Source organism: Vibrio ulleungensis (assembly GCF_016900875.1).
GTDB lineage: Bacteria > Pseudomonadota > Gammaproteobacteria > Enterobacterales > Vibrionaceae > Vibrio > Vibrio ulleungensis.
This window is the reverse complement of the sequence record NZ_JAFEUM010000001.1, coordinates 687,842-704,772: the sequence shown is the minus strand read 5'-3', so window position 1 is coordinate 704,772 and position 16,931 is coordinate 687,842. Positions and strand designations below refer to the sequence as shown.

At 45.5% G+C, this 16,931-nt stretch carries 16 protein-coding genes; 8 read left to right on the top strand and 8 right to left on the bottom strand.

What is annotated here, in order from left to right:
* Window positions 1-2 precede the first annotated feature (2 nt).
* The 5 genes from JQC93_RS03275 to JQC93_RS03255 all read right to left on the bottom strand — a co-directional run bounded on the left by JQC93_RS03275 (window position 3) and on the right by JQC93_RS03255 (window position 6,119).
* Window positions 3-644: a hypothetical protein gene (locus tag JQC93_RS03275; RefSeq protein WP_205157019.1), complete on the bottom strand. Its 642-nt coding sequence runs from the start codon at window positions 642-644 to the stop codon at window positions 3-5.
* A 21-nt stretch (window positions 645-665) separates the two neighbouring features.
* Window positions 666-1,130 carry a YhcH/YjgK/YiaL family protein gene (locus JQC93_RS03270; protein WP_205157018.1) on the bottom strand — a complete coding sequence of 155 codons (465 nt, stop codon included), beginning with the start codon at window positions 1,128-1,130 and terminating at the stop codon, window positions 666-668.
* Between the two features lie 63 nt (window positions 1,131-1,193).
* The gene (locus tag JQC93_RS03265; RefSeq protein WP_205157017.1) at window positions 1,194-1,853 is read right to left on the bottom strand and encodes a GlyGly-CTERM sorting domain-containing protein; all 660 of its coding nucleotides are present in this window, start codon (window positions 1,851-1,853) and stop codon (window positions 1,194-1,196) included.
* A gap of 48 nt (window positions 1,854-1,901) precedes the next feature.
* The gene (locus JQC93_RS03260) at window positions 1,902-4,790 is read right to left on the bottom strand and encodes a beta-galactosidase (RefSeq protein WP_236009259.1); all 2,889 of its coding nucleotides are present in this window, start codon (window positions 4,788-4,790) and stop codon (window positions 1,902-1,904) included.
* A 66-nt stretch (window positions 4,791-4,856) separates the two neighbouring features.
* Complete coding sequence (locus JQC93_RS03255; protein WP_205157016.1) at window positions 4,857-6,119, bottom strand: carbohydrate porin; 1,263 nt, start codon at window positions 6,117-6,119, stop codon at window positions 4,857-4,859.
* Window positions 6,120-6,502: 383 nt separating this feature from the next.
* On the opposite strand from JQC93_RS03255, the gene JQC93_RS03250 reads away from it, so the two are divergent.
* The 3 genes from JQC93_RS03250 (at window position 6,503) to JQC93_RS03240 (ending at window position 10,847) form a co-directional block, all read left to right on the top strand.
* Complete coding sequence (locus JQC93_RS03250; protein ID WP_205157015.1) at window positions 6,503-7,579, top strand: glycoside hydrolase family 117 protein; 1,077 nt, start codon at window positions 6,503-6,505, stop codon at window positions 7,577-7,579.
* Between the two features lie 67 nt (window positions 7,580-7,646).
* Window positions 7,647-10,148 carry a glycoside hydrolase family 2 TIM barrel-domain containing protein gene (locus JQC93_RS03245; RefSeq protein ID WP_205157014.1) on the top strand — a complete coding sequence of 834 codons (2,502 nt, stop codon included), beginning with the start codon at window positions 7,647-7,649 and terminating at the stop codon, window positions 10,146-10,148.
* A 108-nt stretch (window positions 10,149-10,256) separates the two neighbouring features.
* On the top strand, window positions 10,257-10,847 hold the full coding sequence (locus JQC93_RS03240; RefSeq protein WP_205157013.1) for an NAD(P)H-dependent oxidoreductase: 591 nt from the start codon (window positions 10,257-10,259) through the stop codon (window positions 10,845-10,847).
* 199 nt (window positions 10,848-11,046) lie between these two features.
* Here the strand turns inward: JQC93_RS03240 and JQC93_RS03235 are convergent, their stop codons facing one another.
* Entirely contained in the window at window positions 11,047-11,379 is a 333-nt protein-coding gene (locus tag JQC93_RS03235) for a PBPRA1643 family SWIM/SEC-C metal-binding motif protein (RefSeq protein WP_205157012.1), read from the bottom strand.
* 266 nt (window positions 11,380-11,645) lie between these two features.
* Here JQC93_RS03235 and JQC93_RS03230 point away from each other — a divergent pair, with 266 nt between their 5' ends.
* Together JQC93_RS03230 and JQC93_RS03225 are read left to right on the top strand one after the other, a co-directional pair.
* Window positions 11,646-12,074 (top strand): hypothetical protein, encoded by a 429-nt coding sequence (locus JQC93_RS03230; RefSeq protein WP_205157011.1) that lies wholly within the window; start codon window positions 11,646-11,648, stop codon window positions 12,072-12,074.
* Between the two features lie 60 nt (window positions 12,075-12,134).
* Window positions 12,135-12,605 (top strand): GNAT family N-acetyltransferase, encoded by a 471-nt coding sequence (locus JQC93_RS03225; protein ID WP_236009257.1) that lies wholly within the window; start codon window positions 12,135-12,137, stop codon window positions 12,603-12,605.
* Window positions 12,606-12,666: 61 nt separating this feature from the next.
* Here the strand turns inward: JQC93_RS03225 and JQC93_RS03220 are convergent, their stop codons facing one another.
* Both JQC93_RS03220 and JQC93_RS03215 read right to left on the bottom strand, forming a co-directional pair.
* Complete coding sequence (locus JQC93_RS03220; protein WP_205157010.1) at window positions 12,667-13,044, bottom strand: thiol-disulfide oxidoreductase DCC family protein; 378 nt, start codon at window positions 13,042-13,044, stop codon at window positions 12,667-12,669.
* 57 nt (window positions 13,045-13,101) lie between these two features.
* The gene (locus tag JQC93_RS03215; protein WP_205157009.1) at window positions 13,102-13,779 is read right to left on the bottom strand and encodes a DNA alkylation repair protein; all 678 of its coding nucleotides are present in this window, start codon (window positions 13,777-13,779) and stop codon (window positions 13,102-13,104) included.
* 301 nt (window positions 13,780-14,080) lie between these two features.
* Here JQC93_RS03215 and JQC93_RS03210 point away from each other — a divergent pair, with 301 nt between their 5' ends.
* The 3 genes from JQC93_RS03210 to JQC93_RS03200 all read left to right on the top strand — a co-directional run bounded on the left by JQC93_RS03210 (window position 14,081) and on the right by JQC93_RS03200 (window position 16,913).
* Window positions 14,081-14,533, top strand: a complete 453-nt coding sequence (locus tag JQC93_RS03210; RefSeq protein ID WP_205157008.1) for a DUF302 domain-containing protein — start codon at window positions 14,081-14,083, stop codon at window positions 14,531-14,533.
* Window positions 14,534-14,980: 447 nt separating this feature from the next.
* Window positions 14,981-16,249 (top strand): GGDEF domain-containing protein, encoded by a 1,269-nt coding sequence (locus JQC93_RS03205; protein WP_205157007.1) that lies wholly within the window; start codon window positions 14,981-14,983, stop codon window positions 16,247-16,249.
* Between the two features lie 85 nt (window positions 16,250-16,334).
* A complete protein-coding gene (locus JQC93_RS03200) occupies window positions 16,335-16,913 on the top strand; it encodes an HD domain-containing protein (RefSeq protein ID WP_205157374.1) in 579 nt (192 codons plus the stop codon).
* Window positions 16,914-16,931 lie beyond the last annotated feature (18 nt).

Below are 16,931 nucleotides of genomic sequence, written 5' to 3'. Positions count from 1 at the left end.
CTCTACTTAATGTACTCGATCGCTTGAACTTGAATCACCTGTTCGCCAATAGGACCCACTGCGTAAAACTGAAATTCTGGTATTTGTGTTAGATCGAGTTGCTCACCACCACGGTAGCCTTCTAGCCCCATTTTTTGGCCCGAAAATAAGAATTCAACCTCGCTGACACCGGTTGGCAAATACAGTGGTAAATCCAACTGATGCGTTGCAGCGCCCATGATGCCAATGTTATCTGCGACTTTCATTTCGATCCGTGCCTCTACGTCTCCGAGGTTTTCAAACGTTAGCTTAAGCCCTTTATATTGACTCCAATCATAAATACCCGCTGCAGGTCGGAACTTCATATTTGGCCACTTTGATGCGGCCTGAGACTGAGTCACTTCGTCAAAGGTTATTGTGACAGCGTCACCTTCTACTGCATAAGAGGTATGGGTATTTGCTGATTTACTTAGAAATTCAGCATCTGTAAGTACAATCGGGGCTGACAGATCGACGTTCTGTTCTTCAGCTGCCACATCGACAGCTTCGCTGGTCGCAGATCCCGCACAACCTGCGATCATAGCTGTGGCCATCAGTGCAGCGAGGAAATTACGTGTGTTCTTGCCAGTAATAGCTCGAGAGATTTGAGTAAGGGTAATAGTCATGATTCATTCCTTTTGAATGTATTATTCGAATAACGTTGCTGGGATTTTGATGATGGCTTTTTTAACCTTTGAAGGAGTGGTTAAACTGCACAGTGGGCGGTGCACCTGATTTGGATAAAACACCGCAAAATCACCACTGCGCAGTTCGATAAATTGCTCTTTTTCCACAGAATCAAAAAACATCACATCGTTGTCTAAGGTGGTTAGTTGTTCACTTTTTGCGTCTATGTGGTAAGAAAAGCCAATTTTCTCCTCCCCGGATAACACGATCTGCACGTCGATATAGTGCTTGTGAACTTCAGCTTTTCTTTCACTTAATGGCTCAGTGACAGCATTCGCAACCACAACAAACGCACCTGGGTAGGCGAGTTCATACTTACCTTCGGGTTGCGCTGCAGCAATGGGTAACGCTTCTTCAATCAAAGCGATGATGCGTTGGTCGCAATAAGCTAACTGGGAAAGCCGTTTAGTGTTGCCAAATAGCATGAGGATTCTCCTTAACGAAATCCTAAACGAAAAAAGGCGGCCCGAAGGCCACCAGTGGAAGGATTAACGACGGCGACGAAGCCAAAGAAGACCAGCCATCATAAGTGCACCAAACCCGCCTAGGCTGCCACCCTCAACTCGTAAGTTATCGGAATCAACTGGTGGCTCAGGTTCTGAACCATTGCAACCTGCACCAACAGTTGGAGTAGCGTTGGATAGCCGAAGGTTATCGATAAACACTTCCGCACCATCAGGAGAAGCGGCATTGCCTAAATCAATAACAGCAATATAGGCGAAATTGATATTCCCATTGTTATTGCCATCGACATAAGACAGATCAATCGCGTATGCTGCTGCACCACTCTGGTCGATGCTAATCCAGTGCCATGCATCATTGTTATTTGAATCAATAAGCTTGATCAGCAACTGCGCAGTAACACCAGAATCATTAATTGCATCAAACGCGATATGAGTGCTTGATGAAGCATCTACGGGGCTTGCGAGCTCAACCTTCAATTGGTTCCATTGATTACTAGCGTCGTAGTTGACCTTTAGAGATTTTTCACCGTCAGTACACTGATCTACACTAACCATATTGGTTATTCCCGTTGCATTATCAACGACTGCACCGGCTTGATAACTCTCAAATGACTCAAAGGCCATTACTTGTCCGCTAACAGCAAGCGACGTTGTCAAAGCCAACATTGTTAAACGTGTATTCATTTTTTTCATCCTTAATAGTATTTTGATATCAGCAATGCCTGCCAATTTTTACTTGCCAAATCGATTGTCGTAGAGGGTACGGTTAAACTCGGTAGCAGCCTCAATAAGCTCCACATACGGCTCATCAGCGATGGTGACAAAACCAATGTTGTAGTTTTCACCATCCCAAGCGCGACCAGTTGCTGGAGAATCTAGGTATTGGAACCAATGCGCACCAACAAAATACGGATTGTCCACGACGGACTGCATGTAGTGGGTGTACATTTCGGCGCGTTGAGTCTGATTTGCAACCGTCACGATGCCACCATGGAAAAGACCAGTATCCGTCGAACCAAAGTGGAACTCCCCTATCACGCTGGGCTTATCTAGCTCCGCAAGCCACTGTTTAAAGTGCGCTTTCTTAGGATCATTTAGGTCATTGGCGTACAAGTTGTAGCTCATAACGTCCACGTATTTCGCCGCGCCTCGAGCGATCTCTGGTGTCACACCCCAATCAGCAAATCTAGCCCCCATGTACATGTGGTTTGGTAGCACTCGATTTAGCTCTGCATCTACCGTTGAAAAGTACTTATCTGCCAACAGCGTCAACATGTCTGAGTAATCCGATTTCATACCCGCTTTTAATGCGCTGCGGTGTTCAAAGCTCGCATCAAAAGTTTCCCAACTGCTGATTTGCGTTTTCCAAGCACGGTTTAGCGCATCGATGGTGGTGTATTTCTGTTTAAGGTGGGCCGAAAATGCCGCTTTGGCAGGGCTCTGTTTCGCATCAAGGCTCAGCGCATTAACGATTAGGCCGTAGTGGTTGGCTTCGTTCATTACGTTGCCCCAGCTAATCTCGTTGTCGACAAATATGCCCACAAGCCACGGATCATTCTTGTCTACTTGTGCGGCAACACCTTCTGCCATTTCGCGTGTACTGTTGACAAACTCAGGATCGAACGGGTCATGGATAGGCCCCCAGTAATCGTTGCCGGTGCTGATGCGTTGATGATTACCATTGATCCAACCGTGTGCTTCATAAGCAACTCGCTCGCTGCCAAAAAACATTGGGTCAATCCAATTGCCAAGGGTTGTGAATCCCCACTCTTGCATTCGGTCTAACGTGACTTCTTTCCATGTTTCCAACGCAGAATCGCGATCTGTCTGGTACTTGCGCATCAAGTTAGTTCGATAAAAGCTAAACACTTCCCCTTTTTTGGTTGCGCCTGAATGCACATAAGGTGCGTAGTCGTAATTGACGGCATAAGGGTCGTCGTCTTCAGGTAGCCATTCGAACATGGAGTTACGCAGCTCAGACGCGACAATTCGCCCTTCACGTGCTGCTGGATTGTCAAAATCCACACCCGTCATTGTCACCGTATCGTCCATGCGAACATTATCAAGACCGGTCATAAAGAACAGGTAACCTTGTGGGTCAACTAAACTCCATTTGCCATCGACTTTTTCAGTTCTGAAATATCCAGTAGCTTCTAGTTTAGGTCCAGCCTTCCAACCGCCATAAAGGCTTCTGTCCGACATAGGTTTAACTTGGCCTAGCTTGGCAAGCTCTTCTTGGCCTGCGGCAATCAACTGTTCATCGCTGGTCACTTTTTCGGCCCAGGTGTCACCGCTAAACTGCCCATATTGATCCACAATATTGGTATAGCGTGACGTATCAGCGTCTAAATTCGGAACGAGTCGTACTGAGTCCATGATGATTTTGGCGTTGCTTGTTGGGTTTTGTAAGTACAACTGGAACGACACGATATTGCTCACATCCAAGGAGGTTAATCCCCAGCCATGGCTGATAGCTTGTGCACTGTACGACTTTTTCGGTGGTTCGCTGCGCATGCCCGAGGTCATGTCACCAGCCACTTCCGCCAGCGATAAATAGTAGGTTGAGCGTTGGTTTGGAAGCAGTGTCATATAGCTCGATAAGCTATCGTTAACGCCATCTGCGGTTCCACCCCAGTTTTTATTCTCGGCCTGATCCACTCGGACAAACATTTGCAGCGCATCGCTACTTGGGTTTTCGATATCAAACGCTAGGTTAAAGTCACCAATCTCAGACCAATCGAAAGGGCTACTACTCTTAAAAGTAAGGTTTGGATAGGCATTATCGGCAGTGAACACCACCTCTATCGCTTTTCCATCGTCACGTTTAATACGTTTAACCGTGGTTGATGTACTTCGATCTGAAATAAGCGAAGGCATGGTATCAAAATCAGTCACCATTTTAAGCGTTGGGATTGGACCTGCTTCAATCACTTTTTCCTGAGCAGAAACAAAATCGCCAGTAGAATCTACAAGAGAAAAGTTATCCAGAACCACTTGTTGAGCGTCCATGGGGCCTTGTACGAACACTTGCAACTCTACAAGTCGACGTAAATTAAGTTTTTGCCCATCCCAATAGCCATCTAACTGACGTGTCCCACCGTTAAATAGCATTTCTACCTGTTGGGTTTCACCGGCTGGGATCGTCACTGCATAATTAAGTTGGTTTGTAGCGGCACCCATTTGCCCAACATTATCGACCAGCTTAAAGATGATGTTAGCCGGCTTGTCTGTCGGGTTGGTCACATCCACCGTAAAACTGCCTTTATCATTCCAGTTCCAAGGTTCACCTTGAGGGAAAATTTTTACGTTTGGCCAGTAGTTGTATTTATCGGCCTCTGACACAGCGTCAAAACTGATAGCAAGAGCACGTTCACCCTCTGTAACACCGTCACCAGAGACAGGTTTTACTGTTGCGTGCGTTGCAGAAGCTGCGCTAAAGAACGGTGTAGACTCAAAGTCAGGAGCCACACTAGTGTCACTTTGTTCGGTATTTGAAGTCGGTGAATTAGACGTTGTTGACGATGTCGAACACGCTGTCATCGTAAAGACAGCCACTCCCAATGCAGCGCATAGCGAAAGCGACAACGGAGAGCGAGAGTATGTTTTTGAAGAGTCATTCATAGGAAACTGCACCTGTGAAAAACGCCCTAGCAAAAACTTACTAGGGCTAGATAAAAGAGGATGGGTTTACCACCAAGCTTCGAACTGAGCACCAAAAGAGAGTGCATCTTGGAGTTTGGCATCGCCGTAACCGAAGCGCAGGTCTTCATCCACATAGGTTGCAAAGAAGCGGATCACAGGACGGTCCCATGCGCCGCTACCAATATGAATGTTTTGAGATAAAGTGACTTTGTAACCGGCGTTGGTGTCGTCGGCTGATGTTTCGTAGCCTTTGAAGTCCATGAACTCGTAACCAAGCTCAAGTTCCGAAGACGTACGTTGGTTCCAAGCGTAAGAGTTGCGCAACACAAACACATTCCAATGCGACTGGACATAATCTGTACCGTTTACGTTACCGACACTCTTATCAGCGCCTTCGCCACCATCCCAGATTTCAGTTTCGTGCTGCCACAAGTACGAGATGCGAAAATCATCCGTAATCCCTTTATTACCTTGCCAAAAAGCACCAATTTGTTGATCTGGACGTCGCTCCCAGCTACGAGTAATTGACGCTGACGTATTAGCGCTAAAACGGACAAAGAACTCATCGTTATTCACCCAGTCGCCAAAGCGCACTTTTGCTGCCAGTTGGAAGGCATCATCTGGTTTTTCAAAGTTGTCATCGGAAAGTGCAGGCCCCATGAAGGTGCCATAGTTTGCATACAGGGCTAGACGACCTGTTTCAGACACAGTGATGTCAGATAACGAACTGGTAAAGGCAATTTGTTCGCCTGAATCTGGTGATTCGTCGTATAGGTTGCGCGTCACACCTAAGTGTAGGGCGGCAAAACCTAGGTCAAAATTGTCCATACCAAAACCGGCACCATCATTTGACATCGCTTGCGAATCATTAAGATATACGTCAACACGGTTATAGTAACGCTTACCGGCCCAGAACGTCGCTGATGGATTGCTTTGAATAATCCCACCGCCTTCAACCATTAACTCATCTAACGCTAAAAAACTCCCATAGACAACGTTGGTTTTGATCCCCCAAGACATGTCATTTGTGGGGGTCCAACCATAAGAGGTGTGCATTTCTAGCCAGTTCGCTTCATTTCCTAAACGTCCACCGGAGCTATTGGTATAACCATTGCCTTCAAGTCGAAATATGTTAATCCCTGAATTGGCCCAGTCATATGCTGGTTGATTTAAAATGGCATCATTAGTAATACCTATGCCGCCTTTCGCGTAACCATGAAACCCAAAACCCTCATCGATAGCTGCATACGATGGTAAGCAAACAAGTATTGCGCTACAAAGAGTGGAAATACGAAACGTATTTTTCATTGTTCATCCCTTTTTATGAATTTTTTTGATTTTTTACTTTTTTGGTAAACCAATACCGCTGATTCGTTGATAAATCTAGAGTATTCAGCGTGCCATTTACGTGACAGGTTTATCAATTCCTTTCCATGGTTGACAAATGAAAGCAAATTGCACAAGTTATATCGGCAGTCTCAAGTGTAAATTTTTCACTTACAATTCAATAACTTAAACAACTAGTTGCCATCGATTGCATAGTGTTTTTGTCGCACGAACAATTCGCCAAATTGCGTGTTCCATCACTGTTCCATGGGATTTTTAGTGGATTATGACCTGTGTCACTGAGAAATTAGATAAATTGGTTTACCTTTGTCGTTAATTACTATTATTTGAAACCCGAGACTCACATGGAATCTAAAAAACTCAGCGCTGCATCGCGTCGCGCTCTTGAGCGTGGCTACGATCAACGTGGCCCAGAATGGATGATAGAATTTGACGTTCACGAATTGACTGGCGACTTCGCCTATGAAGAAGGTGTGATCCGTCGTGACCCAACAGCGGTCATAAAAGTCGACGATCTATACCACTGCTGGTACACAAAAGGGGAAGGCGAAACCAAAGGATTTACTGGCGATATAAACGATAAGGTATTTCCATGGGATAAAACCGAGGTGTGGCATGCCACCTCTAAAGACGCGATAGAATGGAAAGAGCAAGGCCCTGCCATTCAGGCCGGTGAATCAGGCCGCTTCGATGACCGCGCGGTGTTCACACCAGAAATTCTTGCACACGATGGCAAATATTATCTGGTGTATCAAACCGTTCAAACGCCCTATACCAATCGTCAGTACGAAGAAATCGGCATCGCATGGGCGGACTCTCCTTACGGACCATGGAACAAGTCCGATGCCCCTATTCTAAGTCCCTCAAAGGACGGTGAATGGTTAGGTGAGGAAGACAACCGTTTTCATGTTAAGTCTAAAGGCAGCTTCGATAGCCACAAAGTCCACGATCCTTGTTTGATGTTCTTCAACGGCCAGTTTTTCCTTTATTACAAAGGGGAAACCATGGGTGAAGAGATGAATATGGGCGGGCGCGAAATTAAGCATGGTGTCGCTATCGCTGATAATGTTTTAGGACCGTACATCAAATCGGACTACAACCCTATTTCTAACTCTGGCCACGAAGTCGCGGTTTGGCATCAAAATGGTGGCATAGCGTCACTGATTACCACCGATGGACCAGAAAAAAACACCATTCAATGGGCAGCTGACGGCATCAACTTTGAGATTATGTCTCATATTAAAGGCGCTCCAGAAGCGCTCGGGATATTCCGTGATGCACAGGAAGGGACTTTCCAAAACCCTGGTTTGAACTGGGGTATATGCCACAAGTACGATCCAAGTTGGAACTGGAACTACATCTGCCGTTACACCATTAAACGACAAGTGTTAGACGCTGGTACTTTTCAAAACAGCAACTAGGCCACCTCGCAATACGTTATTAACTGCATAAAGGTTTCCTATTGGAAGCCTTTTTTAGGACCCATCTATGCCCCGTCAAATTATAGACTTTACTCCAGGCTGGGAGTTTCAACTCTCTGATCACCTGCCGCAAAGCCCACTATGCCGCTCAGTTTCTATTCCTCACGACTGGAGCGTAGAACATCCTTTCGATGAAGCGCTAGACGGTGCAACGGGCTATTTACCTGGCGGCATGGGTTGGTATCGGAAACGCTTTTCAGCACCTACTCTCAAACCTAACCAGCGAGTAATCATTGTTTTTGATGGGATTTATAACAACAGTGAACTGCGTCTCAACGGGCAGTTATTGGCCCGTCATCCTTACGGATATTCACCGCTAAAAATCGATATCACAGACCACCTCGATTCCAGTAACGAGCTGATAGTAAAGGTCGACAGAAGACGATATATCGATAGTCGCTGGTACACCGGCTCTGGCATTTATCGCGATGTGAACATGTTTATTGTCAACCCTACTCATATCGACATTTGGGGGAACCAACTTACTGCAGATCGCATTTCACGCGAGTCAGCCACGATCACTCAATCACTTTCGGTTAACCTTCCGCGATATCTCGAGTCTGCTACACAACAAGCGCTGCAGATAAAAACCTCACTTTTTGATTGCCAGACCAACATGGACAAACCCGTTGCCTGTCATGTACATACTGCCTCAGAGTTGGATTTCGCCTGCATTAAGCGCGCTCAACCGATTTCTTTTGAGTTTTCGCTGCAAAACCCTAAGCTTTGGTCGCTTGAGTCACCAAATCGCTATCAGGTTGTCACACAACTGATCGCAACCGACGAGAACGGCCAACAAGTCTGTGTTGACGAAGATACCCAGCCCTTTGGATTTAGAACCATTCGGTTTGATCCCGACAATGGATTCTTTTTAAACGATCAAGCAACCAAAATTAAGGGTGTCTGCCTACATCATGATGGGGGCTTAGTGGGTGCTGCTGTGCCAGACGCAGTTTGGAGGCGCCGCTTGTTAAAGCTCAAACAAGCTGGTGTCAACGCTATTCGTAGCGCCCACAACCCTGCTTCATTGGCTTTCTTAACGCTATGCGACGAGTTGGGGTTATTGGTTCAAGATGAATTTTTCGACGAGTGGGATTACCCTAAAGACAAACGCCTCAATATGGGCGAACAACACGAAGATTTTTACTCTCGTGGGTATACGGAACACTTTCATCAATATGCTGAGTCCGACCTAAAAAACACCCTGTGCAGCAGAGTTAACCACCCTTGCATATTCATGTGGAGCATTGGTAACGAGATTGAGTGGACGTACCCAAGAAACGTAACGGCGACTGGATTTTTTGACGCCAGTTGGGACGGCAACTATTTCTGGAACTTACCGCCCCACTCGCCAGAGCAAATTAGCCAACATCTTGAAGAGTTGCCTCGTCAGCAACACGATATAGGCACTACGGCAAAAATGCTTAGTGGTTGGGTCAAGCAATTAGACACCTCTCGCCCCGTAACCGCGAACTGTATTTTGCCGTCGGCCAGTTACCTATCTGGTTATGCGGATGCGCTAGACGTGATTGGGTTTAGCTATCGACGCGTAGTCTACGATTATGGCCACCAGCACTACCCTAATCTGCCAATAATTGGCAACGAAAACCTGGGACAGTGGCACGAGTGGAAAGCCGCAATAGAACGTCCTCACGTCGCCGGTATATTTCTTTGGACTGGGATTAACTACATGGGCGAGTCTCATGACCAATGGCCAACTCGCACCACCGACAGTGGACTGTTAGACTCTGCTGGGTTCGAAAAGCCGTCGCACGCCATGTTTAAATCATTGTGGTGTGACGAACCGGTATTAAACATATTCACGCAGTCTGCTGACAGCACTGACCTAATTATTGCACCAGAGGATAACGCCGCCTACGAGACTGACCCAGACGCATGGCAACAAAAGCTTTGGACGTGGCCACAACGAAACCAGCATTGGAACTACGATGAGCAGCAGATGGTGGTTGTTGAAGTGTATACCAACTGCCCAGCTGTAGAGCTTCAACTCAATGGGCAATCTATGGGCAAGCGGGTTCTATCAGAACACCCCGATCGCATACTCCGTTGGGCCGTTCCGTTTTCACACGGCACACTCACGGCTATCGAATGCGATGTTGAAGATAACGAGTCTGATAAACGCTGTGCTTGTTCGTGTTCGTTGACCTCGGCTGACTCACCAAGTGACGTAGAAATAGACCTAGAGTTTAGCGACCAAGACGGTGCATACCGACACATCATTTTGAAAAATATAGACAGTCAACAAAGAGTCGTTCGTCATCAACAAGTGACTTACCGCGTCGAGATTGAAGGTGGCAGACTCTTAGGTGTCGACAACGGTGCTAAGGACAGCTTACAGCCCTACCAAAGTAACACCATTACAACCCACAATGGGCAAGCACTTGCGCTTGTTGTACTCGAAAAGCAATCAGCCACGATCCGTGTCACCGGTGCCCTGTCCAATCCCGATAATAGCGGTGTCATCGAAAGGACGCTTCAACTTTCATAGCGGTAACACTACACCACTTGTCATAACCAAGAACTCTATGTCTAGCTCATGGTATGGCCAAGTGGTGTAACCAAAACCATAACCCGAAACTAATGGACGAGTTAAGAGATGAATAATGTATTAATACTAAATGGTGGCAAGCGCTACGCGAGCGCAGAGGGCAATTTAAACCTTGCTATGACGCAGCTCGCAGAGGAGCATTTAAGTACGTTAGGGCACAATATTCAAGTCACTCACATTGCGCAAGATTATGATATAGAAGCAGAACTTGATAAATGGCAATGGGCAGACGTGGTGATTCATCAATCTCCTGCCTGGTGGATGGGCCCACCTTGGATCGTCAAAAAATACATTGACGAAGTGCTTACCGCTGGCCATGGGCGTTTGTATCAAAGCGACGGTCGAACAAGAAGTGATGGTAATAAAAATTACGGCGCAGGTGGGTTGATACAAGACAAGCAATACATGTTTTCCGTAACATGGAATGCACCACTAGAAGCATTTGAAGATCCGTCTCAGTTCTTTGAGGGTGCGGGTGTCGACGGTGTCTATTTAGCTTTTCATAAAGCGCATCAATTTTTAGGGATGTCAGCGATGAAAACCTTTATGTGCAATGACGTCTCAAAGAACCCTGCTATTGACGGCGATTTTGAACGCTATAAATCACACTTAGATGACGTTTTTAAACAGACGTCATAATGGTTTCAAAACAGATTATTACTGTGAGACTGGCTGAGTATGTATTCACATTACCTGGCTTGTACATAAACAAGGCGAATGTGCGTAATCTCTATAAAATCCGCTATCATCGGTTCGATTACTAATGGTCGAATAACTGATCGTCCAATAGCGGATTTTCTATGCATTATTGAGTAGGCATATTACGCCTCGACGCTACTTAGCCGCAGCATTTCTTGAATTTTTTTCCGCTGCCACAGCTGCATGGATCGTTACGGTTAGGGGTTTTCTCAAACACCATTGTTTTTGGCTTGTTCAAAATAACGTCAAGCTCAGTGGTATTTTCCTGTGCATCCGCATCAACAATAATCTCAGCCACTAATTGTTGCTCAGCCACAATAGCTTCAAGCTCAGCTTTACGCTCTAACGTGTTTACTGTGAGTGAGATAGGTGCAAGCTCGGTACCTGCTTTGACTTCACGGTCGACATTGTAGCCTGACATCACGTGGTTTTGGCGCGTCTCGATACGGCCTTTAAAAAACATTTTTGACATACTGAACTCATCACAAATAACAAAGATAGGCGGCGATTATACGCATCGGGTGTCGATAAAACAGAGTTAGATCATGTACTTTACGGTTATCACCCACTAACGATAATAAAATTAGTAGCTTACACAGTTGCCATCGGTTAACAAAGAACTGCCCAAAGGCGTTAAAACGGGTAATCACTCAAAAGTAGCGCAGTTTTGTTGACCAACAGGCAAAGGAAGCGGACATTAAGCACTACGCCGTCGCGATAACACTATAGGTTTCCAGCATGCACAGCGATACCACACTTATCGAACTATTTAGCTATGAAACGGGTAACAAACAGCTTAGTGATGTGATTAACGTAAAGTTAGCCGTCAAGGCAACTGTTCCGTTTCAAACATGGCATGGCAACAAGCGAGCATTAACAACAGAGGATGTCATTAGTGGTCAATGGGTAAAAACTTGCACCGCAGGATACATCACAGAGCTCTCGTTTAATCAGGATGGGCGCGTCGATGAATTTCGCCTGTTCGATCGCTTTCACACTAAAGGAAATTGGACCCTTGAACATGGGATTCTGTCTGTGCAAATAATGAAAGGCGAAAACCAGTACCAATTTGATGTTGTGGGTAACAGTGACGTTAATATTCACTCGGCCATTGAACGCAAAAATGGACGACTACACTCCTACCTTAAACTCATGCAAATTAAATAGCGTAATCACGTCGACATAATGAGCAACAACCAAGACGATATTTAGAGGGAACTTACGTTAATGAAAAGACGGGATGATGGCTGTTATATCACTGATTTTACCCCTGCAATGACCCAAGAATTGCAGCATTTATACTTGGAGTGTCGCACCAACGCATTCACATGGCTTGATACACAAACATTTTCGCTGCGAGATTTCGCTAACGATACCAAAGAAGAAAGGATACGCGTGGCCGTGAAAGACTCTAAGGTCATTGGGTTTTCATCGCTGTGGCTTCCTGAGCGGTTTATCCATCACCTATATATCTCGCCGGATTACATAGGCCAAGGGGTCGGTTCTATGCTGATGCGAGAATTGAAGCTTGAACACGCTAAGCTACGTTTGAAGTGTATGGTTAACAATGCCTCAGCGATTGAGTTTTATCGTCAACACCAATTTCAAATATCATCCACGCACCATGACAATGAAGTACCTTATCACTTAATGATTTGGACCAATAACCTCAATGAGTCGTATCCCCTACTAACCTGAATAACCAAGCTCAACAAAATAGCGTTGACCATTTATAAGTGATAACAAGCCTGTATCTAGGCTAACGACCGCAGTTGCATTTTTCGGCCCCAGTTAACCACTTCGAAATGCGATATCGATGGCGCGCAAATAAGATGTAAGCTTTGTCGGCAGCGGGCTTAATGATGGGCCAACGTAACGGGGCGTATAACCACCCACGCCCTAACAGGGACCAGGCTTTATGTGCCGCATCTAATCCAAGCAGCAATTGACCCTGGCTATCATAGGCGTGCAAAATCTCATTGGCCTTCTCGTAGTTCACGTTGGGATAGCGCATGAATTCTTCACTATTGATATCGACACGTTTAATCTGACGACGTTTATCGTGCTTTTCGAGCGAGCTCATTTCTCTCGCACACAATAGGCAAGTCCCGTCATAAAAAAGCGTTAATTCAATCATAGTGTTTACTCTTTGTGAGAAGGTTACTCTTAGATACGCATTGAACTCTTTGAGCGATCAACCTTTTCTGTTTAGCCATTTCAACCCTTCGCGTTTGGCGAGCCCTTCGATTGAGTGTTGTTCAATGAAGCTCACTACCCAGTTAGCATCGGTTTTTGAGTACTCTCTTAACATCCAGCCGATCGCTTTTTGAATGAAAAACTCGCTGTCACTGCGGTTTTCTAAAATGATTACACTGAGCATCTCCACATCGGTGTTGGTCTTATACTTTAATTGATACAGCAGTGCCGTTCGGCGTAACCAGGTATTCTCAGACCGTCGCCACTTTGAAATATATTGAGCGGTTTGTTCGGGATAGCGGTTGAATAATGAGCCAACCACATGCGTTGCCAACATGTCGACGGTATCCCACCACGATTTAGTTGTTATCCAGCGCTCCACACTCGACAGCACTTCCACGGGCAGTTGGGTTTTGCTCTTGATCAGCATATCAACCGCCACCATTTGATACTCACGCTGCGGTTTCGACCATAGTTCATCAACGAGTTCAGGGATTTCGACTGCACCTGGAAAACTCTTCTTTGAGAACAGTGGTTTTAGAGCCTCCCTGCGTGGGCCCGATTTTATTCCATAGAATTCGAACTGCCCCCGAAGGTACGCCTTCATATAATTGGCGTCCTTCTCGTTTGCAAGTGGAATAAGTGCTAAATGAACATGTTCAATCCAAGGGTGCATAGAGTATTCCGAATGATTGCTTAAACGCGGTGAGTATAACGCAACCGTTCGCCTTCACTGAAATCTAGATTTCTTACCCAACCTTTGCCCACGATTCTGGGGGCAGCATAGTAAGCGATGTAACTTATTTTTGGATGAACAAGACTAAGCGCCGATTTTGCACTACGTTTTAATGGACCATGAACCACCGCCTAAGGTGTTCACGCGATAACATTTACAATCGCTAAACCTAGCTGAGCTCGGATCACACAAAGTCATTCTGCAGTCCGAGCATAGCGTCTCATTAAACTTAGAGGTTACTATGAAAAAGTTACTCCCATTTGGCACCGCCTTGTTATTACTTTCGTTCTTTACCGATGCCTCTGACGGATTAGTGAGATATGAAAGCCAATATTCGGTAGAAGAAACCGCTGACCGCTTTGAAAGCATTGCCAAAACGAAAGGCCTCACCGTGTTTGCGCGGATAGATCACCAAATGAACGCACAAAGCATTGATTTGCCCCTTCGACCTACCGAAGTGATTTTGTTCGGTAACCCCAAAGTTGGTACACCTCTAATGCAATGCACACAAGAGGTCGCCATCGATCTGCCACAAAAAGTCTTGGTGAGCCAGGATGAAGATAACATTGTCTGGCTGGCCTATAACAATCCGAACTACTTAGTCAGTCGACATGACATTACTGGCTGTGACGACGTGGTTAAAAAAATATCAGGTGTATTGCAAGCCCTTGCAAAAGCGACTGTCGAAAAGTAGTCCGAGTTGAATAATGCTAACTCTATGAATGGGTGCGCAATGCACCCATTTCTCGTTGAGTGACTGCACCTCAAACTTCAAGCACCGCCAGCGATACAAATCGTTACAAAACTTGAAGCGCGTCTCGATTCTGGTAATTTATTTCACTAAAAACCGTTGATAATTGACCCTATATAATGTTGTGGTACAAAGGGGACTTACGGTTTCCCGTTCTATTTAGTTAGCTATTTTGAGCCCAGTAATGAGCACAATATCTCCCTAATTTAACAGTAAAGAACCTTTGTTGAGTGCCAGTTCAGGACTCAGTTGTTCTAAGTAAGTAGCGTAGCTCAAACCGTTAACCGAAATTCGAATTATCGAAGTGGATTTTGATGTCTGGTGATACAGGCATGACCTGTGCAGTGTAAGCCTTAAGCATGACTTACCGCTGTCGTATAGGGACGTAGTATGATTCAGCTTTTTTCATTGCCTCTAATTGTCACCTCAAGTATCAGTTTGATATTAGGGCTGTTTTATATGCTCCTGCATTATCGGCTGAAGACTCGTTACCAAGAATCTGTAAAGTACTACTACGTGTTTTCTTTGTCTGCCTTAGTGAGCGGTATATTCTTGGCCTCGTTCGCTGTACTGGTAAACTCTGGGTCTAATCTAGACATATTGAGTATTTCTAACCGTATAGCGATCATAACGTCAATGTTCACTATCGTATTAGGCTTGCATTTCTACGTGTCATTTTTTGACTATAAAGCACCCGTCTTTTTGAAGTGGTGTTACGCCATCTGTCTAGTCTTCTCCGTATTAGCCATTATCCCAAGCCCCTACTTCTTGGCTAAAGAGTTTTACCCTACGTCACAGTACTATGTAGGACTCGCTTTTGGGCCGCTATTTCAGCTTTGGGGCGCTTGGGTTTTGTTGCTTGCTATCTACTGTATCGTTATCCTGTTTCGAGTCTATTTACGAGAACATCGTGACGAAGAAAACCTATCACTCGGTACGGTACAACTGCTTCTAGTCGCCACTACGGTTTGGATGGTAACAGGCGTTGGAGACACACTTACTGGACTGCAAATCGTTGATTGGCCGCCATTAACTTGGGTTGGCTCGTTTTTTGTCACTTGCTGTATCGCGTGGATACTAGTGTTGCACATCGACAAACTGTACGAAGATAGGCAGCAGATGAGCAATCGCTTAATGTACGATCATCTTACCCAGGCTTTTTCACGCAGTTACTTCGAAATACGCTTAACGAACTCGATTCAATCGATGTCACGCAGTGATCCAGACCGACTGTACATTTGCCTGTTTGACGTTGATGACTTCAAATCCGTCAATGACCAATATGGCCATGTTAACGGAGATGCGCTGCTTAAATCGATCTCCGAAATTGCTAAAGAAATAACACGACCATTAGACTGCTTTGCCCGCTTTGGTGGTGACGAATTTGTACTATTGCTTACAGGGCTGCAAAACGATGAACAAGCACTCACCGTTGTTGAGCGGATCCGAACGCGTATATACGAAACGGCACATGGAGAAGGGTCTCAGAAGTTTAGAGCGACCTGCTCTTTTGGTATTGTGAGCGCGGGTGCCGAGCACCTGTTTCAGGCCGATCTTGCCAACCAGTTGTTGACACATGCTGATCAGGCTCTTTACCATTCAAAACATCAAGGAAAAAACGCCAGTTACTTAAAACGTCTACCTTTATTCGACTCATAACAAGTCGCTACTAGGTACTGGTATCAAGGAAAATAGAGTGCTAAAGAAGTATCGAAGCCTATTCGAGCAATTTATCCAAGCAGAGATGATCCAAGATCCCGCTCACGATATTAACCATGTTCGACGGGTTGTTAAAACGGCGCTTTCATTATGTCAGCAAGAACACGCTAAGATAGAGGTTGTTTTACCCGCGGCCTACTTACATGACTGCTTCACTTTTCCCAAAAATCTCCCTGATCGAGCCACCAGCTCCACCATTGCCGCTCAAAAAGCGGACGCATTTTTGCGATCTATCGACTACCCGCAGCAATACCTTAAAGCGATAGAACACGCAATCATGGCTCACAGTTATAGCGCCAATATTAAGCCGAATTCACTGGAAGCGAAAATCGTTCAAGATGCAGATAGGCTTGATGCATTAGGTGCCATTGGCGTATCCCGTTGCCTACAAGTGAGTAGTGGTTTTGGTGCAAGTTTGTATCATGGTGATGATCCTTACGGAGAACACCGCATCCTAGATGATAAGGCGTACACCATAGATCATTTTCAAACCAAACTTTTCAAGCTTGCCGACTTGTTGCATACCGACGCAGCCAAGCGGGAGGCAAAATCTCGCATCCAGTTCATGGAGCATTTCCTAGAACAACTAAACTCAGAAATGTAATCTCAGCTTTCATAGATG